Annotated in this window: 13 protein-coding genes; 7 read left to right on the top strand and 6 right to left on the bottom strand. The window is 71.4% G+C overall.

Features of this window, described 5'->3' with window-relative positions:
- Nucleotides 1-91 precede the first annotated feature (91 nt).
- From ABZ434_RS11300 to ABZ434_RS11280, 5 genes are all read left to right on the top strand, one after another.
- The gene (locus ABZ434_RS11300; protein WP_359134266.1) at nt 92-3,820 is read left to right on the top strand and encodes an FHA domain-containing protein; all 3,729 of its coding nucleotides are present in this window, start codon (nt 92-94) and stop codon (nt 3,818-3,820) included.
- Between the two features lie 229 nt (nt 3,821-4,049).
- Nucleotides 4,050-5,420 carry an ABC transporter substrate-binding protein gene (locus ABZ434_RS11295; protein WP_359134264.1) on the top strand — a complete coding sequence of 457 codons (1,371 nt, stop codon included), beginning with the start codon at nt 4,050-4,052 and terminating at the stop codon, nt 5,418-5,420.
- Nucleotides 5,421-5,562: 142 nt separating this feature from the next.
- Nucleotides 5,563-6,849: a sugar ABC transporter permease gene (locus tag ABZ434_RS11290; protein WP_359134560.1), complete on the top strand. Its 1,287-nt coding sequence runs from the start codon at nt 5,563-5,565 to the stop codon at nt 6,847-6,849.
- Nucleotides 6,846-7,769: a carbohydrate ABC transporter permease gene (locus tag ABZ434_RS11285; protein WP_359134262.1), complete on the top strand. Its 924-nt coding sequence runs from the start codon at nt 6,846-6,848 to the stop codon at nt 7,767-7,769. The genes ABZ434_RS11290 and ABZ434_RS11285 overlap by 4 nt, the downstream gene beginning before the upstream one ends.
- Before the next feature lie 226 nt (nt 7,770-7,995).
- Nucleotides 7,996-10,155 (top strand): bifunctional glycosyltransferase family 2 protein/CDP-glycerol:glycerophosphate glycerophosphotransferase, encoded by a 2,160-nt coding sequence (locus ABZ434_RS11280; RefSeq protein ID WP_359134260.1) that lies wholly within the window; start codon nt 7,996-7,998, stop codon nt 10,153-10,155.
- 57 nt (nt 10,156-10,212) lie between these two features.
- Here ABZ434_RS11280 and ABZ434_RS11275 read toward each other — a convergent pair whose 3' ends face one another.
- From ABZ434_RS11275 to ABZ434_RS11255, 5 genes are all read right to left on the bottom strand, one after another.
- A complete protein-coding gene (locus tag ABZ434_RS11275) occupies nt 10,213-10,587 on the bottom strand; it encodes a hypothetical protein (protein ID WP_236064105.1) in 375 nt (124 codons plus the stop codon).
- A gap of 70 nt (nt 10,588-10,657) precedes the next feature.
- A complete protein-coding gene (locus ABZ434_RS11270; protein WP_359134257.1) occupies nt 10,658-12,172 on the bottom strand; it encodes a bifunctional glycosyltransferase/class I SAM-dependent methyltransferase in 1,515 nt (504 codons plus the stop codon).
- An 80-nt stretch (nt 12,173-12,252) separates the two neighbouring features.
- Nucleotides 12,253-13,494, bottom strand: a complete 1,242-nt coding sequence (locus ABZ434_RS11265) for a glycosyltransferase family 39 protein (RefSeq protein ID WP_359134255.1) — start codon at nt 13,492-13,494, stop codon at nt 12,253-12,255.
- Nucleotides 13,495-13,726: 232 nt separating this feature from the next.
- Nucleotides 13,727-17,272, bottom strand: a complete 3,546-nt coding sequence (locus ABZ434_RS11260; RefSeq protein WP_359134558.1) for a CDP-glycerol glycerophosphotransferase family protein — start codon at nt 17,270-17,272, stop codon at nt 13,727-13,729.
- 170 nt (nt 17,273-17,442) lie between these two features.
- Nucleotides 17,443-18,048, bottom strand: a complete 606-nt coding sequence (locus ABZ434_RS11255) for a TetR/AcrR family transcriptional regulator (protein WP_359134253.1) — start codon at nt 18,046-18,048, stop codon at nt 17,443-17,445.
- Nucleotides 18,049-18,188: 140 nt separating this feature from the next.
- Between ABZ434_RS11255 and ABZ434_RS11250 the strand changes: the two genes are divergently transcribed.
- Together ABZ434_RS11250 and ABZ434_RS11245 are read left to right on the top strand one after the other, a co-directional pair.
- Nucleotides 18,189-19,127: an ABC transporter permease gene (locus tag ABZ434_RS11250; protein WP_359134251.1), complete on the top strand. Its 939-nt coding sequence runs from the start codon at nt 18,189-18,191 to the stop codon at nt 19,125-19,127.
- Nucleotides 19,120-19,899: an ABC transporter ATP-binding protein gene (locus tag ABZ434_RS11245; RefSeq protein WP_359134249.1), complete on the top strand. Its 780-nt coding sequence runs from the start codon at nt 19,120-19,122 to the stop codon at nt 19,897-19,899. Before ABZ434_RS11250 ends, ABZ434_RS11245 begins: the two co-directional genes overlap by 8 nt.
- A 235-nt stretch (nt 19,900-20,134) precedes the next feature.
- On the opposite strand, the gene ABZ434_RS11240 is transcribed toward ABZ434_RS11245, so the two are convergent.
- The gene (locus ABZ434_RS11240; RefSeq protein WP_359134247.1) at nt 20,135-25,168 is read right to left on the bottom strand and encodes an NAD-glutamate dehydrogenase; all 5,034 of its coding nucleotides are present in this window, start codon (nt 25,166-25,168) and stop codon (nt 20,135-20,137) included.
- Nucleotides 25,169-25,414: the final 246 nt, after the last annotated feature.

The following is a 25,414-nucleotide window of genomic DNA, read 5'->3' as shown; positions in this document are numbered from 1 at the left end:
CCTGTACCGGACGACGCGTCCGTGCCGGGTGGGGGGAATCACAGTGCGTATCCCCTGCCGGACACCGCGCGCAGAAGGGACCGCTGACGCGATGCAGATCCGGCTGACCGTCCTCGCGCCGCGCAGCGGCCAGACCCCGGCGCGCGCCTGCGACGTGCTGGTGACCGCCCCCGCGGGGACGGCGCTGGCCGCCGTGGCGTCCCACCTGGCCGCCTCCGTCTCCGGGCCCGACGGCTCTCTCGGCAGCGGCGCGGTGGTGCTGTTCGCCGGACGGGAGAGGCTCGACGCGCAGCGGTGCGCGCTCGGGGAGCCGCCCCTGATCGACGGGGCGGTGCTCTCGCTCCAGGTCCCGGGCGAGGACGAGACGCCGGACGACGCCGTCCCTGCCCAACTGCACGTGATCGCGGGGCCGGACGCGGGCGGGGTCCACCTGCTGCACGGCGGGCAGATCCGGATCGGCCGCTCGGCCGACGCCGACGTCCCGCTCGACGACCCCGACGTGTCCCGGCTGCACTGCGCGGTGACGGTCTCCCCGGAGGGCCGGGTCTCCGTCGCCGACCTCGGTTCCACCAACGGCACCTCGCTGGACGGCACGGACGTCCGCGACCGTCCGGTCCGGCTGAGTCCCGGCGCGCTGCTCCGCCTCGGTGAGTCGACGCTCCGGCTCACCTCCGGTGCGCGGACGCCGGCGCTGGATACGGCGCCGGACGGCGAGGGCCATCTGCGGGTGGCCCGGGCACCGGCCGCCCCGGCGGCCCCGGACCACGCGTACGGACCCGCCTACGACACACCGGAGGAGCGCGGCGGGCCGGACGCCTCCCATGAGCACGAGCCCTCGTCGGGCCCCGACAGTCCGGCCCCGGCGCGGCCGCACTCCGGCTCCGGGCGTACGGGCCGGGTGCCTGACGACGGGGCGCCCCGGCGTAGTGGCATAGGCGCCTGGGCCCGACGGCTCGCGGGCGGCAAGGCCGATCCGGTGCACGAGAGCGCGACCGACGAGGCCGGCCCCCCGGACCCCGCCGCGACGTTCACCGCCCTGCCCACGGCCCCCGAGGGCACCTGGCCGGATCCGGCCACCGTCCTGCTGACCGCGCTCGGCCCGGGGCCCCGGCTGTGGGAGCGCGACACCGCGCACCCGGAGGCGCTGGTGGTCCGGCTGGGCACGACCGACCGGGCGGATCTGCCCGCCGTGCCGGTGACGGTGGGTCTGCGGGAGGCCGGTTCGCTCGGGCTCGCCGGCCCGCGGGAACGGCTGGCGGGGCTCGCCCGCTCCGCCGTGGCCCAGCTGGCCGCCCTGCACTCCCCCGCCGATCTGGAGATCGTGCTGATCAGCACGGACCGGGCACGCGGCGCGGACGAGCGGCGCCGGGAGTGGGCCTGGCTCGGCTGGCTGCCGCATCTGCGGCCGATGCACGGTCAGGACTGCCGCTTGTTGCTGGCGTACGACCGTGAGCAGGCGGTCGCCCGGACGACGGAGCTGGTGCGCCGGCTGGACGAGGGCCCGCTCGGCCCCGGCTGGGCGAGCCTCGATCCCGGCACGGTCGCCGAGGCCGCCCGTCACTACGAAGGTCCGTTCACCGTGGTGGTCGTCGACGGCGACCCCGGTTCCGCGGTGCTGCGGGAGAACACCGCACGGCTGGCCGCGGCCGGTGCGGCGGCGGGCATCCATCTGATCTGTCTGGCGGAGACCCCGGCAGCCACCCCCACCTCTCCGGTCGCCGCGACGTACGAGGCGGCGTGCCATGCCTCGATCGCCTTCCGGGAGTGCGGGGCCGTGGCCATGCTCAGCGGTGATGTGGCAACAGCCCTGCGGCTGCTGCGCACCGCGGGCGGCCGTGCGGCCGGCCACGGCACGGTGGCCGCGGTGGACGCGGTGTCGGCACACTGGGCGGAGCGGTTCGCCCGGGCACTGGCTCCCCTGCGGGCCGAGGGTTCGAACGCGCTGCCGGGCCACCGCGCATCGGTGGCGCTCCCGCCGTCCGCACGCCTCCTGGACGAGCTGGGCCTGGCCCGCGCCACGCCGGCCTCACTGATGGCCCGCTGGGCCTCGGCGGCGGACGAACAGCCGGGGGCGACGGTCCGCGGAGCGGGCAGCTGGACCGGCGGCAGGGAAGCCGCCGACGACGACGCCCGCGGCTCGGCCCGCACCGCCCGACCGGGCGGCCCCGGCCCCCGCGTCGGCACCCAGCGCACGGCCGCCGACCCATCGCGCCCCGGCGCCCCACGGGGCGCGGACGACGACGGCCGCCCCCAGGGCTCGGGCCGCACCCCGTACCCCGGCGCAGCGGACGACCACGCATCCGGCCGCACCCCGTACCCCGAATCCCGCGGCTCGGGGCGCACGCCCTACCCCGGCAGTAACAGCAACGACACCCACGCCGGTGTACCGCGCCGTGCCCCCGGCGACGCGTACGACGGGCCGGGCTCCGGCCGCACCCCGTACCCCGAATCCCGCGGCTCCGGCCGCACCCCGTACCCGGGAACCGCCGATGCCCCGGGCTCCGGCCGCACGCCGTACCCCCGTGTGGGGGCGCAGCGTTACGACGGTGGGCCGGGGGGCACGCCGAGTTCCCGCACCCTGCCGGGTTCGGACACCCGCTCCTGGGGCGGGGCCGGAGACGTCCAGGGCGCCGACAGTCTGCGCAGCGCCGGATCCGGGCGGTCCTCGAGCCGGGTCAGCGGGCCGCGCCAGGGTGACGCTCCCCAGGTCGTCGCGCGCGGTGCCGAGTCCGGGCGGGCGTCCGGTCCCCGGGCCGCCTCCGTCGCGGGCCTGCCGGCCGGGGCGGCGGGGCGGCCTGTCGTGGTGCTCGGGGCCGGGCCCCGGGGCCCGGTGAGCGTGGACCTCTCCGAGGAGGGGCCGCACCTGCTCATCGAGGGGCCCCTCGGCAGCGGGCGTACGGAACTGCTGAGGGCGGTCGCCGCGTCGCTGGCCGCCGCCGACCGGCCCGACCGGCTGGGTCTCCTGCTGGTCGACGGGGCAGGCGGCGAGCGCGGGGAGAGTCTGCTCCCCTGCACCGAACTCCCGCACGCCTTCACGCACCTGGTGGCCTCCGATCCGGTCCGGATGCGGGAGTTCGCCCAGGCTCTCGGCGGTGAGGTGAAGAGGCGGGCCGAGCTCCTCGGCGGGCTCGGCTTCGCCGACTGGCACAGCCGGCACGAGGTGGCGCAGCGGATGGTCGGACAGCGTCCCGCCGGGCCGTCCGAGCAGCGCGGCGACGTCGAGTCCGCGCTGAGCGGCACCTTGCGGCTGCGGCCCGCCTCGGCCAGGGCTGCGGACCCGGGCCCCTCGCCGCTGCCCAGGCTCGTCGTGCTCGTCGACGACTACGACGCGCTGATAGCCCCCGCGCTGGGCAGCCCGGGCCGGCCGGCCGCGGGTTCGGTCGTCCGGGCGCTGGAGGCCGTGGCCAGGGACGGCGGGCGGCTCGGCATCCACCTGGTGGCGGCATCCGCCCGCCCGGACCGCACGGAGGACACCGAACTGGCCCGCGGGGCGCGGCTGCGCGTCGTACTGGATCCGCCCGCCGTGCCGCCGTCGCCGGACGAGCCGTCGCCGGGCCGCGGGCGGCTGGGGCATCCCGACGGGCGGGTGACGCCGTTCCAGGGCGGCCGGGTGACCGGCCGCATTCCGCGTACGGCGACGCTGCGGCCCACGGTCGTGCCGCTGGAGTGGGAGCGGATGGGCGATCCTCCCACCCGTCGCCCGGTCCGCGAGCTGGGCAACGGGCCCACCGACCTGGCGCTGCTGGCCAGTGCGCTGGAGCGGGCGGCCCGTTCGGTGAACGCCGAGCCCCTCCCCCCGCTGGCACCCACGCACCCGTGAGCGCCTGCGGGCCCACCGGGTCGTACCCGCCGTCCTCAATCGCCCCATACCTGCCCTGACCTCACGTCACGAGCCCATTACGATCAAGGAGTTGGGCCCACTGGCGGTATTGCGGCGCCCGGATACCGGGCGTAGGACTGTGCGCACAGGACGACGTGATAAATGAGCGGCGCCGTCGGAAGTCCGCCGGTGCCGCTCCGTGCACGCGCACAGGAGAGACGGGGCAGGGATGCGCACAACGCTTCGGATTCGCAGGGCCGCCATGGTGTTCACCGCCATCGGCGCACTGGCCCTCACCGGCTGCAGCGACGACGGTGACGGCAAGAAGGACGCGAAGGACGAGGGTGGCTCCTCCAAGGGGGCCGACAGCACGTCGAGCGTCGTATTACCGAAACTGGACGGCGAGAAGATCTCGGTCGCCGCGGTCTGGACCGGGCCCGAGCAGGCCAACTTCGTCAAGGTCCTCAAGGAGTTCGAGAAGCGCACGGGCGCAACGGTGACGTTCGTCCCGGCGCAGGACCCGATCGTGAACTTCCTCGGTACGAAGATCGCGGGCGGTCAGCCGCCGGACGTGGCGATGATCCCGCAGGTCGGCGCCATTCAGCAGGCCGTCGAGAAGAAGTGGGCCAAGCCGGTCGGGGCGGAGGCGAAGGCCCAGCTCGCCAAGAACTACTCCCAGGTGTGGCAGGACCTCGGCGCGGTCGACGGCGCCCAGTACGGCGTGTACTTCAAGGCCGCCAACAAGTCCTTGATCTGGTACAACGCCAAGGCGTTCGAGAACGCGGGCGCATCCGAGCCGAAGACCTGGAAGGACTTCCTGGCGACCGCGGAGACGGTGTCCGCCTCGGGGGTCACCCCGGTCTCGGTCGGCGGCGCGGACGGCTGGACGCTGACCGACTGGTTCGAGAACGTCTACCTGTCCCAGGCCGGCCCGGAGAAGTACGACCAGCTGGCCCAGCACAAGATCAAGTGGACGGACCCGTCCGTCAAGGACGCCCTGACCACGCTGGGGCAGTTGTTCGGCAAGCCCTCCCTGATCGCGGGCGGCGCCGACGGCGCACTGCAGACGGAGTTCCCGGCCTCGGTCACCCAGACCTTCACCGGCGGTGACCAGCCCAAGGGCGCCATGGTCTTCGAGGGCGACTTCGTCGGCATCAACATCGCGCAGACGAAGGCCAAGATCGGCACGGACGCCAAGGTCTTCCCGTTCCCGGCGGTCGGCGCCGAGTCGCCCGTGGTGACCGGCGGCGACGCGGCGGTGGCCCTGAAGGACGGCAAGGGCGCCCAGGCCCTGCTGACCTGGCTGGCCTCCACCGACGCGGCGAAGATCTGGGCCGAGCAGGGCGGGTTCATCTCGCCGAACAAGGCCCTGGACGCCGCCGCGTACCCCAACGAGGTACAGCGCACGATGGCGAAGGCGCTGATCGCGGCCGGTGACGCCGTCCGGTTCGACATGTCCGACCAGGCTCCGCAGTCGTTCGGCGGGACGCCGGGGAAGGGCGAGTGGAAGACCCTCCAGGACTTCCTGAAGAACCCGAAGGACATCGCGGGGACCCAGGCGAAACTGGAGTCCGACGCGGCCAAGGCGTACAAGAGCTGACGCGATGACGACAGCCGCAGCGGGGGGCGCCGACGAGGCGCTCCCCGCCGACACGCAACCGTCCGGCGGGACTTCGGTGCCCGCCCCCAGGAAGCCCGTGCCCGGGGAGCCGCCCCTGCGCAAGGTGCCCAGCAGCAGGAGCGTGACCGGTACCCGCAGGATCATCGCGGCGCTCTTCCTGCTGCCCGCGCTGGTGCTGCTCGGCGCGCTCGTGGTGTATCCGATCGTGTACTCCGTCTACCGGTCGTTCTTCGACCAGGCGGGCACCGGATTCGCCGGCTTCGACAACTACAAGGCGCTGTTCACGGACGACACCATCCGTACGGCGGTCAAGAACAACGCGATCTGGGTGGTCTTCGCACCGACGGTCGCCACCGCTCTCGGCCTGATCTTCGCGGTGCTGACCGAGCGGATCCGCTGGGGCACGGCGTTCAAGCTGATCGTCTTCATGCCGATGGCGATCTCGATGCTCGCGGCCGGCATCATCTTCCGGCTGGTGTACGACGCGGCACCGGAGCGCGGGGTCGCCAACGCCGTCTGGGTGGGTGTGCACGACACGTTCGCCGAGTCGGCGGGCTTCCCCAAGGCACATCCGCTGCCCGTCCATCCGCTGAAGGCCGCGGGCGGCGGCTCCTTCGTGACGAAGGAGCCGGTGCGGGCCGGGGAGCCGGTCCAGTTGCCGCTGGTCGGAGTGCTGCCCGCGAAGATGCCCACGGACGCGAAGCCGGCCCGCGCCCCGCAGACAGGGGGGGACGGGAAGATCACCGGCACCGCGTGGCTGGACTTCACCAAGGGCGGCGGTGGCAAGCCCAACGTCATCGACGCCAAGGAGCTCGGGCTCAAGGGCATCAAGGTGGAGGCCGTCAAGGACGGCAAGGTGGTCGCCTCCGCCACAGCGGGCGCCGACGGCGTCTTCACCCTGCCCGCCTCCGCGGACGGGGCCGAACTCCGCCTCCCGGCCTCGAACTTCAAGGAGCCGTACAACGGGGTGGACTGGCTCGGTCCGTCGTTCGTGACCCCCGGCATCATCGGGAGCTACGTCTGGATGTGGGCGGGCTTCGCCATGGTGCTGATCGCGGCCGGCCTGGCGGGTCTGCCGCGTGAACTACTGGAGGCGGCCCGGGTGGACGGGGCCAACGAGTGGCAGGTGTTCCGCCGGATCACCGTACCGATGCTCGCGCCGGTCCTCGCGGTGGTGCTGGTGACGTTGATGATCAACGTCCTGAAGGTCTTCGACCTCGTCTTCATCATCGCGCCGGGATCCTCGCAGGACGACGCGAACGTCCTGGCGCTCCAGCTCTACCGGTCCTCGTTCGGCACGGACGCGGACCTGGGGATCGGCAGCGCCATCGCCGTACTCCTGCTGCTGCTGGTGGTCCCGGTGATGCTCTTCAACATCAGGCGGATACGGAAGGAGGGGCGCCGATGACGACACCCTCGACCACGGCCCCGCCCGCCGGGGCGGGCGACGCCCCGGGCGCCTCCGCGGCCAGGACCGGACGGTCCCTCGGCTCAAGGATCGCGGCCCTGGCCGGCGGCGGAGTGATGCGGGTCGTCCTGATCCTGGTGGCCCTGTTCTGGCTGATGCCGACGGTCGGACTGTTCCTCTCCTCGCTGCGCAGCGCGGACAGGATCGCGGCGACCGGCTGGTGGAAGATCTTCACCGCCCCCTCCGAGCTGACCTTCGACAACTATTCCCGGCTGCTGGACAATTCGACCATCACCGACTCCCTGTTCAGCACGGTCATGATCACCGTCCCGTCGACGGTCCTGGTCGTGGTGATCGGCTCGCTCGCCGGATACGCCTTCGCCTGGATGGAGTTCCCGGGCCGCGACTGGTGGTTCCTGGTGGTCGTGGGGCTGCTGGTGGTCCCGGTGCAGGTCGCCCTGATCCCGGTCTCCAAGCTCTTCGGCGCGGTCGGGATCTTCGAGACGACCTTCGGCGTGATCATCTTCCACACGGCCTTCGGTCTGCCCTTCGCGATCTTCCTGCTGCGCAACTTCTTCGCGGAGATCCCGCGCGAACTGCTGGAAGCGGCGCGGCTCGACGGGGCGGGCGAGATCCGGCTCTTCACCCGGGTCGTGATGCCGCTGGGCGGACCGGCGATCGCCTCGCTCGGGATCTTCCAGTTCCTCTGGGTGTGGAACGACATGCTGGTCGCACTGATCTTCGCGGGCTCCGACTCCCCGCCGATCACCGTGGCGCTCCAGCAGCAGGTGCGGCAGTTCGGCAACAACATCGACGTACTGGCGCCCGGCGCCTTCGTGTCGATGGTGATCCCGCTCGCGGTGTTCTTCGCCTTCCAGCGCCAGTTCGTCTCGGGCGTGATGGCGGGCGCGGTCAAATAGCCGCAGCTCTCGGCGAATCGCACACCGGTACGTCAACCGGGGGCATCTCTGATTACTCCAACAGGGATGCCCCCGTTGGCGTTTCGCGTGGCCGACAGGGTTGTGCGTAACCCTGTCACTCCATCGGGCGTTTACGGAGTACCCGCCTCCACGTCGACGCGCGGCCCTGTGCGCACTGCGTCCCGGCCCCGTCGTTCCGTACGCCCGTGTCCGAGAAAGAGTCCGTATGCCCCGCCTGAGTGTCATCATCCCCGTCCGCCGCGCCCGGGGAAGTCTGCGCGAATGCCTGGAGTCGGTGCTCTCCCAGCCGTTCACGGACATCGAGGTGATCGGTGTCGCCGACGGGGCGCCGGACGGATCGGGGCTGCTGCTCGACGAGTTCGCCGCCCGGGACGCCCGGGTACAGGCGATCCACCTCCCGGACGGCGCGGGTCCGGACGGATGCCGCAACGCCGGAGCCGAGCGGGCCGTCGGGGACTACCTGCTGTTCCTCGATGCGCACTTCGTCCTCCTGCCGGGCGCGCTGGGTACCGTGGCCGGCCGGCTCGAGGCCGCTGGGGACCCCGATCTGCTGCTGTTCGGCCATCACAAGCGGCCGTTCCGCGGGCGGTCCCGGCCCAGCAGGTCGCTGGAGCGGCTGGGCGAGCTCTCCGACGGCCCCCTTGCCGCGACGGGACAGTCCGCGCTCCTCGACATCGCCCCGGTGTCCTGGAACCGGGCCGTGCGCCGCGCCCTGCACGAGGGCGAGAAGCTGGCCTTCGGGCCCGGACGGCACGGGGAGCGCATCTACGCGCTCCAGACCGTCGCCGCCGCCGAGTCCGTGGCCGTCCTTCCCACCGCGTGCGTCGAACACCGCCAGCAGCGTTACCTGCCGGGCCTCGACGACGGGACGACGCCGGACACGGCATCCACCGACCTCGTCGACGCGTACGCCGGGCTGATGGAGTTCCTCCGCGAGCGCCCCCGGCTGCTCGACGTGCAGCCGCTCCTGTTCGAGCGGGCCGTCCAGGAGCTGCTGTCCGGCTATGCGACGGTCACGCGACGGCGCAGGAGGTACGTACGCTCCGTCGCCGCCTTCCACCGCACGTACCGGCCCGCCGGGCACCGCTTCGCGGGCGGGGCGCGCGGGCTGCGTCCCCGGCTGATCGGTGGCGGCCGGTACACCGCGCTCGGTGCCCTCGACACGGCCCTGGCCCTGCGCCGCGGGCTGCGGGCGGCGCCGGACGCCCTGCGGGACCGGGCCAAGCGCAGCCTGAGCAGGCGCTACTACTGGTGGCAGCGCAAGCTCCCGCTGGACCGCGGGCTCGCCGTCTACGCCGCGTACTGGAACCGCGGGGTCAGCTGCAATCCGGAGGCCGTCTTCCGCAAGGCCCGGGAGCTGGCGCCGGGGGTGCGCGGGGTGTGGGTCGTCTCGAAGAACCAGGTGGACTCGGTCCCGGAGGGCATCGACCACGTGGTGCCCGGGACCCGCCGCTACTGGGCGACGATGGCCCGCGCCACGTACTTCTTCAACAACGTCAACTTCCCCGACCACGTGGTCAAGCGGCCCGGCCAGGTCCATGTGATGACACACCACGGGACCCCGCTGAAGATCATGGGCCTGGACCAGCAGGACTATCCGGCGGCGGCCCAGGGGCTGAACTTCGACCGGCTGCTCAAGCGGGTCGACCGGTGGGACTGGAGCGTCTCCGCCAATCCCCATTCCACCGAGGTCTGGGCCCGCGCCTACCCGGGTGCGGCGCGGAGCCTGGAGACGGGGTACCCGCGCAACGACGTCCTCGCGTCGGCGACCCCCGAACAGATCCGGGCGGTCCGCGAGGGTCTGGGTATCCGCCCCGGACAGCGCGCCCTGCTGTACGCACCGACCCACCGCGACTACGAGGCCGCCTACACCAGCCGCCTGGACCTGGAACGGTTCTGCGCGTCCGTCGGCCCGGACACCGTGGTCATGGTGCGCGCGCACTACTTCTACGGAGGCGCGGGGCTGCCCACGAGCCCGTCGGTCATCGACGTCAGCGACCACCCGCGGATCGAGGACCTGTGTCTGGCGGCCGACGCGCTGGTCACGGACTATTCGTCGGTGATGTTCGACTACGCGCACCTGAACCGCCCGATCGTCGTGCACGCCCCGGACTGGGAGACGTACCGCACGGTGCGCGGCGTCGTCTTCGACCTGCTCTCCGGCAGGCCCGGCGAGACCCCGGGGGCCGTGGCGACGACCACGGACGAGCTGGCGCGGATCTTCAACGACGGCAGCTGGGACAGCCCGGAGAACAGGGAGCTCCTGACGGCCTTCAGGGCACGCTTCTGCCCGTACGACGACGGCCGGGCCGCCGAGCGCGTGGTGCGCCGGGTGCTGCTGGGCGAGGAGCCCACGACGGCCTGAGCCCGCGCATGCCGAAGGGCCCGCCACCGGGTGGCGGGCCCTTCGGCATGCGCGGGCTCAGCGTTGCTGACCCGCCATGACCGTGGCGAGGCCGATCACCACGAGCAGCGAGCCGCCCCAGGTCCACATCGAGGTCCGCTCGTGCAGCACCGTCGCCCCGGCCCCCACGATCAGCAGGTAGCCGAGGGCGTTGAACGGATAGGCGATGGAGAGCGGGACCTTGGCCAGCGTCGACATCCAGGCGAGGGCGGACACCGCGAAGACCACGAGGCCGAGGACGACCCACGGGCTGGTGGCCGCACGCAGCGCAACCGAGCCGCCGTCCCGCCCGGCGGTCGCGACGGCACCCTTCATCCCGTGCTTGAGCATGATCTGGCCACCCGCCGACGAGAACACGGCGAACAGCAGCAGGATCAGACTGGGGAGGGTCAAGGCCTTGCTCCTGACGGCGGAGGCCCGGGACTCGGATGCCGGGGCGGGGGTGGGTTCGGGGATCGTCGCCTCAGACGCCGACCCGGTCGGCGGGGACGTACTGTCGGTTGAGGATGTCCTGTACATCGACGTGCTCTCCAGCGATGATCGTTTCGGCCGCATGCGGGGTGAGCAGTGCGACGTGCTGATAGCCGAACAGCGTCGGCCGGATCCGGGTCAGCAGCCTCGACAGCCCGCCGAGTACGGCGGCGAGCGGCCCGCGGCCCAGGAGCGACCAGAACGGCGCCCCGGTCGAGGCGATGTCCAGGACGTCGTAGCCCGCGGCGCGTACGGTGCGGCGCAGACTGGCCCGGGTGAAGAAACGCAGATGCGTCTCGTCGAGGATGCCCCTGCGGTCGTAGTCGAACGCCCCGAGCGCGACCCGCAGCCGTGAGTACCAGTGGCTGAAGTTGGGCACGGAGAGCAGCACCTCGCCGCCCGGCCGCAGCACGCCGGCGACTTCCCGGAGCACCCGCTCGGGCCGGGAGAGGTGCTCGATGACGTCTCCGGCCACGACGTAGTCGAAGCCGGTGCCGATCTCGGCCGGCAGCCCCTCCTCCAGGTTGGCGAGATGGAAGTGGGTGCACTTCTCGCGCACCCCGGGGACCTCGACGTAGTCCACCCCGGTCACCTCGTGGCCGAGCGCTTCGAGGCGCTGCGCGAACAGCCCGCCGGAACAGCCGAGGTCCAGGACCCGGCCGGGGGGCATCTTCCGCATCTTCTCCAGAATGACGGCGTGCGAGGAGCCGTCACCCTCCTTGAAGGCGTACTCCACGGGCTTGGGGATCCAGGCACAGGTGCCGAACCCTTTCACCGCCAGCCGGTATTCGAGGACGTCCTTGACCACGTCCTTCGCGTACTTCATGCCGTTGACGTAGCAGATCTCGTCCCCGTAGTACGTGGGGACCGGGATCTCCTTGATCCGCATTCCCGCGTTCAGCAGCTGGACGATGATCTGGGTGTCGAAGTCGAACGCGTCCGTGTTCCGGTCGATGGGCAGCTTCTTCAGCGCCTCGACGCTGTAGGCCCGGTAACCGGAGTGGAATTCGGTGAGCTTCGATCCGAGCAGCCCGTTCTCCAGCCGGGTGAGAATGCGGTTGCCCAGCCACTTGTACATCGGCATGCCACCCTTGAGGGCGCTGCCGGATTTCATCATCCGTGACCCGAAAACGGCTTCGCATTCACCGCGTTCGATCGGTGCGACCATTTCGGGCAGCAATTCGGGGGCGTACTGTCCGTCGCCGTGCAGCAGCACGATGATGTCGAGTCCGTGCGCGGCCGCCAGCGCGTATCCGGCTTTCTGGTTTCCGCCGTATCCGAGGTTCTTGGTGTGCCGCATCACCACGGTCCGCGGCATTCCCTCGGCCTGCGACCAGCGGCAGCCGGCGGTGAAGGTCGCGTCATGACTCGCGTCGTCGAGAATCAGAATCTCGTCGACCCGGGACCGGAAATCCTCCGGAATCCGGTCGAGGGTCTTCTCCAGCGTGGTCTCCGCGTTGTACGCGACCACCAGGATGCCGATCCTGGGGCTCGGGCTTTCCTTCACGGGGCGTTCTCCAGTTGCGCTCGGTGCTCGTGGCTGGGGTCGGGGAGGGGACGTTGGCGGGTGCCGCTCCGGCGTCGCGGTCAGGTGACGGCGGAGCCGGAGGGCTGGGAGGGACGGGAAACGGTGGGTTGCTCCTGGCCGGTGCGGCCGGCCGGGCCCCCACCGGGCTGTGGGGCGAGCAGGCGGTGCACGCCGGTGGCCAGTCCGGCCGCGAGGACGAGCCAGCCGGCGGCGCCCAGGTACAGCACCGGCTCGCTCCAGCGCACGGCGGAGCGTCCGCTGTATCCGAGGGCGGCCGTCAGTCCGAGCACGGCGTTGTACGCGAACCCCTCCCAGGCCCCGAGGACGAACATTCCGGCCGCCGCCCAGGTCAGGTACTGAAGGCCGGAGGCGGTGGACAGCAGGAGCAGCAGTCCCAGCGTCACGGCGACCACGCCCGGCAGCTGTGCGGGCCGGAGCCACGCGAGCCGGGCCCCGGCGGCCACGCACAGCAGGACGAAGAGGAAGTGACCGCCGCCCTGCATGAACGCGATGACGGGTTCCGGCAGGCCGGACAGGTCGGCGAAGCGGACCAGCCCCCAGAAGCGGTAGCTGCCGCCCGCGTACTCCAGCACGTTGCGCTGGAGGTCCTGCGGAACGGTGGCCAGGACCGGCCCCCACACGAGCGCGAACACGGCGGCGAACCCGGCGGCGAAGCGGACCAGCACCGGCCGGCCGCCCCGCAGCGCGGCGACGAGGAGCGCCGGGATCACCACGACGGGGATGAACTTGACGCTGATCGAGAGGGCCGCGGCCACGCCCGCGGCGAGCGGGGACTTGCGGTCGGCGAGCAGGTGGGCGGCGGCCAGGGCGAACATGACGGCGACCGAGTCGGTGTTGCCGTGGTAGCCGGACGTGGCGATCAGCACGGGGCTGACGGCCACGCCGGTCCCGCACAGCACCGCGGTGCGCAGCGGGGCGCGTCTGCGGACGATTTCGAACACGAGCAGGACGCAGAGGAAATCGGCGATCGACGCGGGCCATCTGATCAGCGTGGCGAACGAAGTCCCGAATTCCGAAAGACTGTTCAGGCCGAGCAGCATCCAGCCCGCCAGCGGCGGGTGGTTGTAGACGGGCAGTCCGGGCAGCGGCTGCTCATAGATTCGAATGGGTCCGTGCACGGCGATGGCCTTGGCGAACCCCTGGAAGAAGCGCACGTCGGCGGGGCCCGGAACATTCGCCGCGATGACCGTGCGAGTGAGAAGGCCGACCGCCGCGGCAACAAGTACAGCGGCTCTGGCCCGTCGCACATCCCAGGTCTCGCACCACATTCGGATACCCATGAAAACAGAACGTAGCAACCCGACGTCGCTATGCAACGCACCGATGAACATACTTATTCGGCTGACGGCACGGATTCCCTGCGCGTCCGTGCAAACGCCACGTTCTCCGAATCACTCGAAAGGTTCACGCAGTTCGGACGGGCTGTGCGTCAATTCGGGTTCACCGCCACGTCACCCCGCAGTTCACCCCGCGTCCTTCCCGTCCGGGTGCGGCAGGGCAGGAGGGTGCGGGCTACAGCATCCGGTCGGCCACCCGCGCGGCTGCGCGGCCGTCGTCGAGGTCGCAGAAGTCCTGCCGGAAGGCCTCGTACGCTCCCGCGTGTCCCGCGGTCGCCCGGGCCGGGTCGCGCAGGGCCTCGACGAGATCCGCCGAGTCCGGGATCAGGGGGCCGGGTGCCCGCGCTTCGAAGTCGAAGGCGAATCCGCGCAACGTGTCGCGGTAGTGCTCCAGGTCGTAGGTGTGGAAGAGCATCGGGCGACCGGTCTGCGCGAAGTCGAACATCATCGAGGAGTAGTCGGTCACCAGCACGTCGCTGATCAGCATCAGCTCGCCGGCCTCCGGGTAGCGCGAGACATCGCGGACGAAGCCTGTGCCGCTGTCCGGGAGCCGGTCGGTGACCAGGTAGTGACGGCGCACCAGCAGCACGGTGTCCGCGCCCAGTTCCCGCTCGGCCGCGGCGAGGTCGAGCCGCAGGTCCATGGTGTAGCGGCCTCGGTTGCTCGGCCGGTCCTCGCGCCAGGTCGGTGCGTAGAGCACGACCCGCTTGCCCTCGGGGATCTGGAGGGTCTCCCGTACCGCGGCGGCGACCTTGGTCCGGTCCGGGGCGTGAAAGAGGTCGTTGCGCGGGTAACCGCACTCCAGGACCTCACCCTCGTAGCCGAAGGACCGGCGCAGCACGGGGGTCGCGTACGTGTTGGGGGAGACCAGGAAGCTCCACTGGCGGGCACGCTGTTCGAGGGTGGCGATGTAGGCGCGGTTCGCCTGGGCGGTCCCGGCGAGGTCGAGGCCGATGCGCTTGAGCGGGGTCCCGTGCCAGGTCTGGACGACGGTCTGGCCCTCGCGCCGTTCGAACCACTCGGGCAGCTGGGTGTTGGTGACGATGTGCCGGCTGCGGGCCAGTGCCTCGTGCCAGGCGGCCGAGCCGTACTCCACAGCGGTGGCCCCGGCCGGGATGCGTGCCTGCCGGTCGCGCACGACCCACAGATGCTCCGCGCCGGTCCCCCGCCGGATCAGCTCCTCGTGCACGGCCCGCGGTGAGTCCGAGTACTGCCGGCCGTCGAAGCTGCTGAACAGCACGGTCTCGCGCAGCGCCGCGGTGCGCTGTGCCGCGTAGGCCGCGCTGAGCAGCCGCCGGGCACGGGGGCCCCGCTCCGCTGCGTCGAGCGGGGGCGCGCAGCTCAGCAGGAGCTGGTCGTGGAAGCGCCGTTCGACGACGTACTCGCGGCCCGCCAGCGTGCGGGCCGCGGGCAGGGTGTGATGGACGGCGGCCGGGAGGCGCAGGGCCGCGTCACGGGTCTCGTCGGCGGCGCCCTTCTCGCGGAGGAAGAAGTACCAGTTCCCCTCCCCCAGCGGCAGCTCGCCGCCCCCGCACGTCTCGACAGCGCCCGGCCGCAGCTCGGCCGTGAACCGCCGCTCGTCCTGCGGTCCGGTGAACGCGACGGGGAAGACCACCTCCTCGTGGTGGCCGCTGTGCCGGGCCACCAGCTCGACCGGGCGCCCGGGGTCGTCCGGGAAGGTGCCCTCCAGGAGCAGCTTCCCGTCCTGCGTCCAGGCGGCCAGTTCGACGGCGGGCTGGACGGGGCGGTCGCTGATCAGCAGATTGCCGCGCGCGCTCACGTTGAGGCCGAGCTCGCGGGGCTCGTCGCCCGCCGGTGCGAGCGGGTAGCGGCCGGGCAGGACGGGACCCGGCACATCGATGGGAGTGCGCCGGCCGCCCGGGCCGATGAGATGGACGCTGTACGGGATGCCCGACCGCCCCTGTGTGGATGCCGGCCGGGCATCGAGGAGCGCGGTGAGCGGGATCGCGGCCGTGAAGCGCCGCCAGCCCTTCGCCGAGGGCGTGGTGTCGTCGTGCACCGTCACCGGGCAGTCGAAGGCGGCGCCGGAGGAGCGGTGGGTGAGGCTCAGCCGCAGCTCCTGGCCACCGAGCCGGTTCCGGAGCATGCCGTCGACGACGACGGCGGCCGCCCCGTCGGCCGACTCGCCCGCGCGGTGCGTCTCGAAGCGTGCGTCGATCCGCTCGGCGTGCAGGACCAGGCGGTCGGCGTCGAAGACCGGCACGATCCGGTGGTCGCCGTCCGGCCGGTGCACGGGCGGCGCCACGGGGGCCTCCGCGGTGGTAGGCGCGGAGCGCCGCAGGAGCCCGTTCCTCGCGACGCCGAGTTCCAGGCGCCAGGCGACGTGGCCGGGCCCGCCCTCGGCGGGGAGACGGAGCCTGGCCGGGTCCAGAACCGCCTCGAAGCCCGAGCGGTCGTAGTCGTGCAGACTCTGCCGGGAGCGCGCGGTCGCCTCCGGCTCACCGGTCCTGCGCAGCCGGAGCGGCACCACCTGCCGCCCGCCGGCCCGCAGCCAGCCGGCCCGGAATTCAGAGGGGACCGAGGCGACGGGCAGGTTGCGGACGTACGCGTACCCCTTCAGGTGCAGCTTGCCGTCCCGCCAGCTGACCTCTCGCAACCGGGCGACCAGCGGCAGATCGCGTTCACCGACGCGCAGCACCCGGCCCGGCACCGGCCGGGTCAGCGCCGGGTGGACGGCCCGCCGACGGCGCACCCCGCGTACGACGAACGCGCCGGGCTCGCGCTTGTCGAAGTCGAGCAGGGCCAGCAGTTCGTCCGTGCGGCGCTCGCGCACCAGGTGCCACATCAGCCGCAGCCTCAGCGGAAGCCGGTCGAGCACCGTCGGGTCGACCTGGTCGATGAAGGCGTTGGTGTGCGCCAGGAAGGCGTCCCGGTACTCGTCGTCGCCGTCGGGCAGGACCTCCATGAAGTACCAGAGGTCGTTGGCGAGGACGTGTGCCTCGTAGTGGCTCTTGTCGGCGGCCGTGCGGTTCTCCTCCAGGAAGGCGCAGACGCCCTGTACGTGCGCGACCCGGTCGCGGATGCCGCGGACGACGGCCCGGCCCGCGGTGATCGAGCCCGGGCGGTCCCGCCAGTGGTAGACGGGGTCCTTCACGATGTCGACGGAACCGGCCAGGAAGTGGGCGGGCAGCACCACCGGGATGTCCTCGTAGAGCGCGCCGACGGGAAAGGCGAAGCCGTGCTCGTCCCAGAAGGAGCGGCGGAAGACCTTGTTGCAGGCGATCCGGTCTCCCGCGAGTTCCCGGTCGCGGGAGATGTGGGTGCGCAGCCGCGTGGTCGCCATGGGCGCCCGGAACATGGGTGACTGCTGGAGCCTGCCGTCGGCCCGTAGCCGCAGCACGTTACCGGACGCGATGTCCGAGCCCGTCTGCTCCAGGGCGCCGACCAGCAGTTCGTACGCCCGCGGCGGGACGACGTCGTCGCTGTCGACGAAGGCGAGGTAACGGCTCTCCGGGTCACAGTTGCGGACGCCGGTGTTGCGGGCGTGCCCCAGTCCGCCGTTCTTCTGGCTGACCAGCCGGAAGCGGTCGTCCTGTGCGGCGAAATCGGCGGCCAGGGCGGCACTGCCGTCGGTGGACCCGTCGTCGACCATCACCACTTCGAGGTCGGTGACGGACTGTTCCGCGAGGGACTTCAGGCAGTCCGTCAGGAAGGGTTCCACGTTGTAGACGGGGACAACGACACTGAGCCGTGGCGGCATGGCGAGCACGTCCGTTCATCGGGGGCCTGGCTATCCGTATGGCTCAACCCCGTGAACGGCCGGGGGTCACCGGTTACGGTCCCCAAAGAGTGATGTCGGGGGCGCGATGCTGACGCCGGTCGCCGACACGCCGTGCCGCAGCCCCTGCCCTGCCCAGGCCGCGGCCCCGGTCAGCGGGTGAGGGCGGCCACGGCCGAGGCCGCCAGGTCGTCCAGGTAGCCCGCGGGAAGTTCGCCCCTGACGACCGCGAGCCGCCAGTAGAGGGGCCCGACGATCAGGTCGAGTGCGCGGTCCGGGTCGCTGTCCCGCGGCAGTTCCCCGCGCGCGACGGCGTCCCGGACGACCACGGCGGCGATGCCCTGATGCGGATCGAGCAGGGCGGCCTTGATGGTGGCGGAGATCTCCGGGTTGCGGGCCGCCTCGACCAGGAGGTCGGGGATGACCTGGGAGGCGAGCGGATGGCGGAGCGCGTAGGCGGCCAGTTCGAGCACGGCGCGGACGTCCCCGTACAGCGAACCGGTGGCCGGGGCCGGCATGCCCTGCACGGCGACGGCCGAGACCAGGTCCAGGACCAGGTGCAGCTTGGACTTCCAGCGTCGGTAGACCGCGGTCTTCCCGACACCGGCCCGCCGGGCGATGCCCTCGATGGACATCCGGGCGAAGCCGACAGCGGCCAGCTCCTCGAAGACCGCGCTGCGGATCGCGTCGGTCACGTCCTCGCGCAGCACAGCGGCTCCGGCAGGGACACGGCGGCGGCTTCCCGGGTCGGTGGTCATGGCCGAATCATAGTCCGCGACGACGAAACGGTTGCGTAGCGACGTCGACACGTCCTACCCTCGGCGTTGCGACGATACGGTCCCGTTCCGTCGCAGTGCCGAGCATTTCCCGCCCTGCCCGCCTTCCCTCGAAAGCGATCGTGGTGAGCCAGACAACAGCCCCGGCCCCGGCGGACGCCCTGCCGTCCGTCTTCCCGCCCCTCCACGCCCCCGGCGAGCTCGCCGCCCTCGCCGCCCGCCACGGGCTGACCGTGAGCGGAGCCCGCCCGGCCCTCCCGGTGTACGTCCGGCAGCTGTGGGGGCGGCGGCACTTCATCACCGCCTTCGCCACGGCCAAGCTGACCGCCCAGTACAGCCAGGCGAAACTCGGCCAGATCTGGCAGATCATGACGCCGCTGCTCAACGCGACGGTCTACTACTTCATCTTCGGCGTCCTGATGAAGACGAAGCAGGGCGTCAGCGACTTCGTCCCGTTCCTGGTCACGGGTGTCTTCATCTGGACCTTCACCAGCAACTCGATCACCGCGGGCACCCGCGCGATCAGCGGCAACATCGGCCTCGTACGGGCACTGCACTTCCCGCGGGCCTCGCTGCCGATCGCCCTGGCGCTGCAACAGCTCCAGCAGCTGCTCTTCTCACTGGCCGCGCTGGTGCTGATCCTGCTGACCTTCGGCCAGTACCCGCAGACCTCCTGGCTGCTGGCCGTGCCGGCCCTGGGCCTGCAGGCCGTGTTCAACACCGGTGTCTCGATGGTCTTCGCCCGGCTGGCCGCCCGGACCCCGGACATCGCCCAGCTGATGCCCTTCATCCTGCGCACCTGGATGTACGCCTCGGGCGTCATGTGGAGCCTCGACACGAGCCTGGCGGGCGACCGGGTCCCGTACCTGGCGAAGCTGGCGCTGGAGATCAATCCCGCCGCCGTCTACATCGACCTGATGCGATTCGCCCTCATCGACAGCTTCCACGGCGCACAGCTTCCTCCGCACGTGTGGGCCGTCGCCACCGGCTGGGCACTGGTGTGCGGCGTGGGCGGGTTCCTCTACTTCTGGCAGGCCGAGGAGAGTTACGGACGTGGCTGAGAGCACGGATTCCGCGGTACCGACGGTCGTCGTCGACGACGTCCACATCACGTACAAGGTCAACGGCGCCCGCACCGGCAAGGGCAGCGCCACCTCGGCCCTGAGCAGGATCGTCTCGCGCCGGCAGACCCCGGGGGTGCGCGAGGTGCACGCCGTGAAGGGGGTCAGCTTCGCCGCGTACAAGGGAGAGGCGATCGGGCTGATCGGCTCCAACGGCTCGGGGAAGTCGACCCTGCTCAAGGCGATCGCCGGTCTGCTGCCCGCCACGAAGGGCCGCGTCCACACCCGGGGCCAGCCCTCGCTGCTCGGGGTGAACGCGGCGCTGATGAGCGATCTGACCGGCGAGCGCAACGTCGTGCTCGGCGGACTCGCGATGGGCATGAGCCGCGAGGAGATCCGCGCACGCTACGCCGGCATCGTGGACTTCTCCGGCATCAACGAGAAGGGTGACTTCATCACCCTGCCGATGCGCACGTACTCCTCGGGCATGGGCGCGCGGCTGCGCTTCTCGATCGCCGCGGCCAAGGACCACGACGTCCTGCTGATCGACGAGGCGCTCTCCACGGGCGATGCCCGCTTCCAGCGGCGCAGCAAGGAACGGATCATCGAGCTGCGCGAACAGGCCGGCACGGTCTTCCTGGTCAGCCACCACAACAAGTCGATCACCGAGACCTGCGACCGGGCGATCTGGCTGGAGGCGGGAACCCTGCGGATGGACGGCCCGGCCAAGGAAGTCGTGGCGGCCTACGAGAAGTTCACCGGCAAGAAATAGCCGCTGCCCGGCGTCGGCATCCCAAGCCCGGCCCGGGACATCTCAAGCCCGGCCCCGGCATCCCAGCCCGCCCTCAAGCCCGGCCGGCGATCGAGGACAGAGCCCGAGCCCCGGACGGGCCGCACCTTCCGGCCCGTCCGGCGATCCGGCCCGTCCGGCCGTCCGGCCCGTCCGGCGATCGAGGGCGAGGCGGCCACCGGGACGCACCCGGCAGCCGCCTCCCCCGGGCCACCGCCTACGCGTGCGTACGCAGCAAGGTCCGCATCGTCCGCATCGCCACCGACAGGTTCGCCAGGTCGAACGCGTCCGACCCCTGGATCTCCTCCAGCGTGGAGCGCGAGCGCGACAGGATCGCCGCGTTCGTCTCCTCCCAAGCCTCGAACCGCTCCTGCGGCGAGGAGGACCCGTTGCCCGCGCTCAGCACGTCGGCCGTGAGCGCCGCGTGGGCCGCGTACAGGTCCTCGCGGATGGAGGCACGGGCCATCGACTGCCAGCGGTCCGCCCGCGGCAACTCGATGATCCGGTCCATCAGCTGGGTGATGCCCAGCCGGTCCGCGAGGTCGTAGTACACCTCGGCGACGGACAGCGGGTCCTTGCCCGTGCGGTCGGCGATCGCCACGATGTCGAGCGCCGGGAAGGCCGACGAGAATCCGGCGACACGCTGCGCGAGCGCGTCCGGGACACCCGCCTCGGTGAGCTCGTCCAGAATGCCCTGGTACCACTCCTGGTCCGCGCCCATCAGCATCTTGGGCAGCTCGGCCCAGACCTGCTCGACCCCTTCGCGGAAGAAGTCGATCGTCCCGGCGATCTCCAGCGGCTGCGGCCGGTTGCCGAGCAGCCAGCGCGAACCGCGCTCGACGAGCCGGCGCGAGTGCAGCCGGATCCGGGTCTGCACCTCGGCGGAGACCTTGTTGTCGAGCTCCTCGACGGCGTCCCACACCTCGCCGAGGCCGAAGATCTCCCGGGCCGCGAACTGGGCCCGTACGATCTCCGCGATCGAGGCACCGGTCTCTTCCCGCAGCCGGTGCAGGAAGGTCGAACCACCGCTGTTCACCGTGTCGTTCACCAGGACCGTGGTGATGATCTCGCGCCGCAGCGCGTGCCCGTCGACCGCGTCCGGGAAGCGCTCGCGCAGCTGCTGCGGGAAGTAGGCGTGCAGCAGCTTCTGCAGATGCGGGTCGTCCGGCAGGTTCGTCCCGATCAGTTCCTGCGCCGCCGTGATCTTCGTGTAGGCGAGCAGTACGGCCAGCTCGGGCTGGCTGAGCCCCTTGCCGGCGTTCAGCAGTTCACGGATCTGCCGGTCGGTGGGCAGGAACTCCAGGGCCCGGTCGAGATACCCGTCACGGCCCAGCCTGCGCATGAAGCGCTGCTGGGCGTGGAGCAGGGAGGGCGCCTGGGCCACCGAGTTGGAGAGTGCGGTGTTCTGCGCGTAGTTGTTGCGCAGCACCAGGCGGCCGATCTCGTCGGTCATCTCGGCGAGCAGCTTGTTGCGCTGCTTAACCGTCATGTCACCGTCCCGCACCAGGCCGTTGAGCAGGATCTTGATGTTCACCTCGTGGTCGGAGGTGTCCACACCGGCGCTGTTGTCGATCGCGTCGGTGTTGATCCGGCCGCCGGTACGGGCGAACTCGATACGGCCGAGCTGGGTGGCCCCGAGGTTGCCGCCCTCGCCGACGACCTTGGCGCGCAGGTCCTCGCCGTTGACGCGGATGGCGTCGTTGGCCTTGTCCCCGACGTCCGCGTTCGACTCGGCGGAGGACTTGATGTACGTCCCGATGCCGCCGTTCCACGCCAGGTCGACGGGGGCCTTGAGGATGGCCTGCATCAGGTCGGCGGGCGTCATCTTGGTGACCCCTGCCTCGATGCCGAGCGCCTCGCGCATGTGTGCGTTGACCGGAATGGACTTGGCGCTGCGCGGGTGGATGCCACCGCCCGCGGAGATCAGCTGCTTGTCGTAGTCGGCCCAGGAGCTGCGCGGCAGGTCGAAGAGGCGGCGACGCTCGGCGTACGAGGTCGCGGCGTCGGGCTTGGGGTCGATGAAGATGTGCCGGTGGTCGAAGGCCGCGACGAGCCGGATGTGTTCGGAGAGCAGCATCCCGTTGCCGAACACGTCGCCCGACATGTCGCCGACGCCGACGACGGTGAAGTCCTCGGTCTGCGTGTCGTGACCGAGCTCCCGGAAGTGCCGCTTGACGGACTCCCAGGCGCCGCGGGCCGTGATGCCCATGCCCTTGTGGTCGTAACCGGCCGAACCGCCGGAGGCGAACGCGTCCCCGAGCCAGAAGCCGTAGGCGACGGCGACCTCGTTGGCGATGTCGGAGAACTTCGCGGTGCCCTTGTCGGCGGCGACGACGAGGTAGGTGTCGTCCTCGTCGTGCCGGACGACGTCCTTGGGCGGCACGACCTCGCCGGCGACCATGTTGTCGGTGATGTCGAGCAGCGCCGAGATGAAGGTGCGGTACGAGGCGATGCCCTCGGCCATCCAGGCGTCACGGTCGACGGCCGGGTCGGGCAGCTGCTTGGCGACGAAGCCGCCCTTCGCGCCGACCGGCACGATGACGGTGTTCTTGACCATCTGCGCCTTGACGAGGCCGAGGATCTCCGTACGGAAGTCCTCGCGCCGGTCCGACCAGCGCAGACCACCGCGGGCGACCTTGCCGAAGCGCAGGTGGACACCTTCGACGCGCGGCGAGTAGACCCAGATCTCGAACGCCGGCCGGGGCGCCGGGAGGTCCGGGATGGACTGCGGGTCGAACTTCATCGACACGTAGCCGTGCGGCTTGCCGCTGTCCGCGCGCTGGAAGAAGTTGGTGCGCAGCGTGGCCTTGATGACGGTGAGGAAGGACCGCAGGATCCGGTCCTCGTCGAGCGAGGCGACCTGGTCCAGGGCGCCGTCGAGCTCCTCGAGGAGGCCGTCGGTCAGCTCCGTGCCGGCGCTCTGGCGCTCCGGCGCCATCCGGGCCTCGAAGAGCGAGACCAGGAGCCGGGTGGTGTGGACGTTGTTCTGGAGAGTGCTCTCCATGTAGTCCTGGCTGAACGTGGATCCGGCCTGGCGCAGGTACTTGGCGTAGGCGCGCAGCACCATGGCCTGCCGCCAGTTCAGACCGGCGCTCAGCACCAGTGCGTTGAAGCCGTCGTTCTCCGCCTCGCCGGTCCACACGGCGGCGAAGGCCTCCTGGAACCGTTCGCGGGCGTCGTCGGCCAGGTACCCGCCGTTGGACGTGGCCTGCGGCATGCGCAGCCCGAAGTCGTAGATCCAGGCGTGCGTACGGTCGGCGCAGCGCAGCTCGTACGGCCGCTCGTCGACGACCTCGACACCGAGCCGCTGGAGCGCCGGGAGGACGGCGGACAGGGAGACCTGCTCACCGGTCCGGTAGATCTTGAACCGGCGCTCGCCGGGGGCGGCGCCGACCGGTTCGTACAGGCTGAGGGCGAAGTCCTTCTCGTCCTGCTTGAGGGCTTCGAGGTGGACCAGGTCGGCGACGGCAGAACGCGGCGAGTGGTCGGCCTTGTAGCCCTCGGGGAACGAATGGCCGTAGTGACGCAGCAGCTCGGCCGCGCGTTCCTCGCCGCATTCCGCGCCCAGTGCCTCCTGGAAGCCGTCGGCCCAGGAACGGGCGGCCTCGACGAGCCTGGCCTCGATGCGGTCGGCCTCGGCGTCGGTCAGGCCCACCAGCTCGCTGCCGGGGGCGACACGGACGACGAAGTGCAGCCGGGAGAGGATCGACTCGGTGTTCCAGGCGGTGAAGTCGACGCTGGTGCCGTTCAGCTCCTCCTTCAGGATGTCGATCAGCCGCAGGCGCACACCGGTGGTGTAGCGGTCGCGCGGCAGGTAGACGATCGCGGAGTAGTAGCGCCCGTACTCGTCCTGGCGCAGGTAGAGACGCAGCCGGCGCCGCTCCTGGAGGTAGAGCACCGAGGTGACGATGGAGCGCAGCTGGTCGGGCGGCGTCTGGAAGAGCTCGTCGCGGGGGTACGTCTCCAGGATCTGCAGCAGGTCGCGGCCGTCATGGCTGTTGTACGAGAAGCCCGCGCCCTCCAGCACCTCGGCGACCTTGCGGCGGACGACCGGCACCCGGCGAACGGACTCGGTGTAGGCGGCGGACGAGAACAGGCCGAGGAAGCGGCGCTCGCCGATGACGTTGCCCTCGGCGTCGAACTTCTTCACGCCGACGTAGTCGAGGTAGCTGGGGCGGTGCACGGTCGCCCGGCTGTTGGCCTTGGTCAGGATGAGGAGCTTGTGCTCGCGGGCCTTGGCGCGGGCGTCGGCGGGCAGCCGGTCGAAGGAGGGGCTGACCGGGTGCGCCTCGTCCTCGCTGTGGTGCGGGTCGGAGCGCAGGATACCGAGGCCGGTGCCGGGCACGGCGGCCAGCGCGTCGGTGTCCGTCAGTTCGTACTCGCGGTAGCCGAGGAAGGTGAAGTGGTCGGCGGCGAGCCAGCGCAGCAGCTCCCTCGCCTCGTTCACCTCGTCGTCGGCGAGGTCGTCGAGCGGTTCGCCGGGCAGGTCGTCAGCGATGCGCAGCGCGGCGTCCCGCATCTTCTCCCAGTCCTCGACGGTCTCCCGTACGTCGGACAGGACACGCAGCAGGTCGGCCTGGATCTGCTTGAGGTCGGCGCGGTCGGTCTCGCGGTCGATCTCGACGTGGATCCAGGACTCGACGAGCGCGTCGTGCGGCAGCTCCGCCTTGGCGTCCTTCGCCCCCTTGGCGTTCTTGCGGCCGGTCTGGGGGCCCGTCGAGATGCCGACGCCCTCGGTGAGGACCTCGATCAGCTTGCCGGTCACATCACGGCGGACGATGACCTGCGGGTGGATCACGACGTGGATGCCGCGGCCCTGACGGGACAGTTCGTTGGTGACGGAGTCGACCAGGAACGGCATGTCGTCGGTGACGACCTCGACGACGGAGTGGCTGCAGGTCCAGCCGTTCTCCTCGACGGTCGGGGTGTGCACCCGGACGTTGGCCGTGCCCTGTGGCCGGTTCTCGGCGAGACGGTAGTGGGAGGAAGCGGCGCCGAAGACGTCGACCGGATCCCGGCCGGCGACGTCCTCCGGAGCGGTGTGGAGGTAGTAGCGCTGGAGATAGGCGAGCAGTACGTCCTGGCCCGGGCGCTCCTGCCCGGCCCCCGTGCCGTCGTCGGCGCCGTTGGCCGCGACGTGCACCCGGGGGGTACCGCCCGGGCCACCGACACCACCGCCCGGGCTGTTGTCAGCTACCTGGGCAGCCCGTGCGAGCAGCTCGGCCTTGGCTTCGTCCAGCTTGGTCTGCATGTCCTCTGGCTCCTGTCGCGCGCCGTTGCGTGACGTAGGTGAAAAAGACGACGTATCGCCGCGACACGGGGTTTCCGGTCTGAGTCGACGCTATGCCGCTATGAGAGACGCCCGGGACCTTATTGGCCATTTTTGGCGGTCGGGCCGGGCTGAGGGGATCAGTCATGGCCCGGGCGCTGTGGCACTCCGGGCTCAGGCCGGGGGCTTCGCTGCCCCCGAGGCGTATCGCGCTGATCACGGGGTCCA

The sequence above is a fragment of the Streptomyces sp. NPDC005761 genome (assembly GCF_040630635.1).
Lineage (GTDB): Bacteria > Actinomycetota > Actinomycetes > Streptomycetales > Streptomycetaceae > Streptomyces.
The sequence above is the reverse complement of the archived record's forward strand: the minus strand, read 5'-3'. Positions and strand labels throughout refer to the sequence as shown.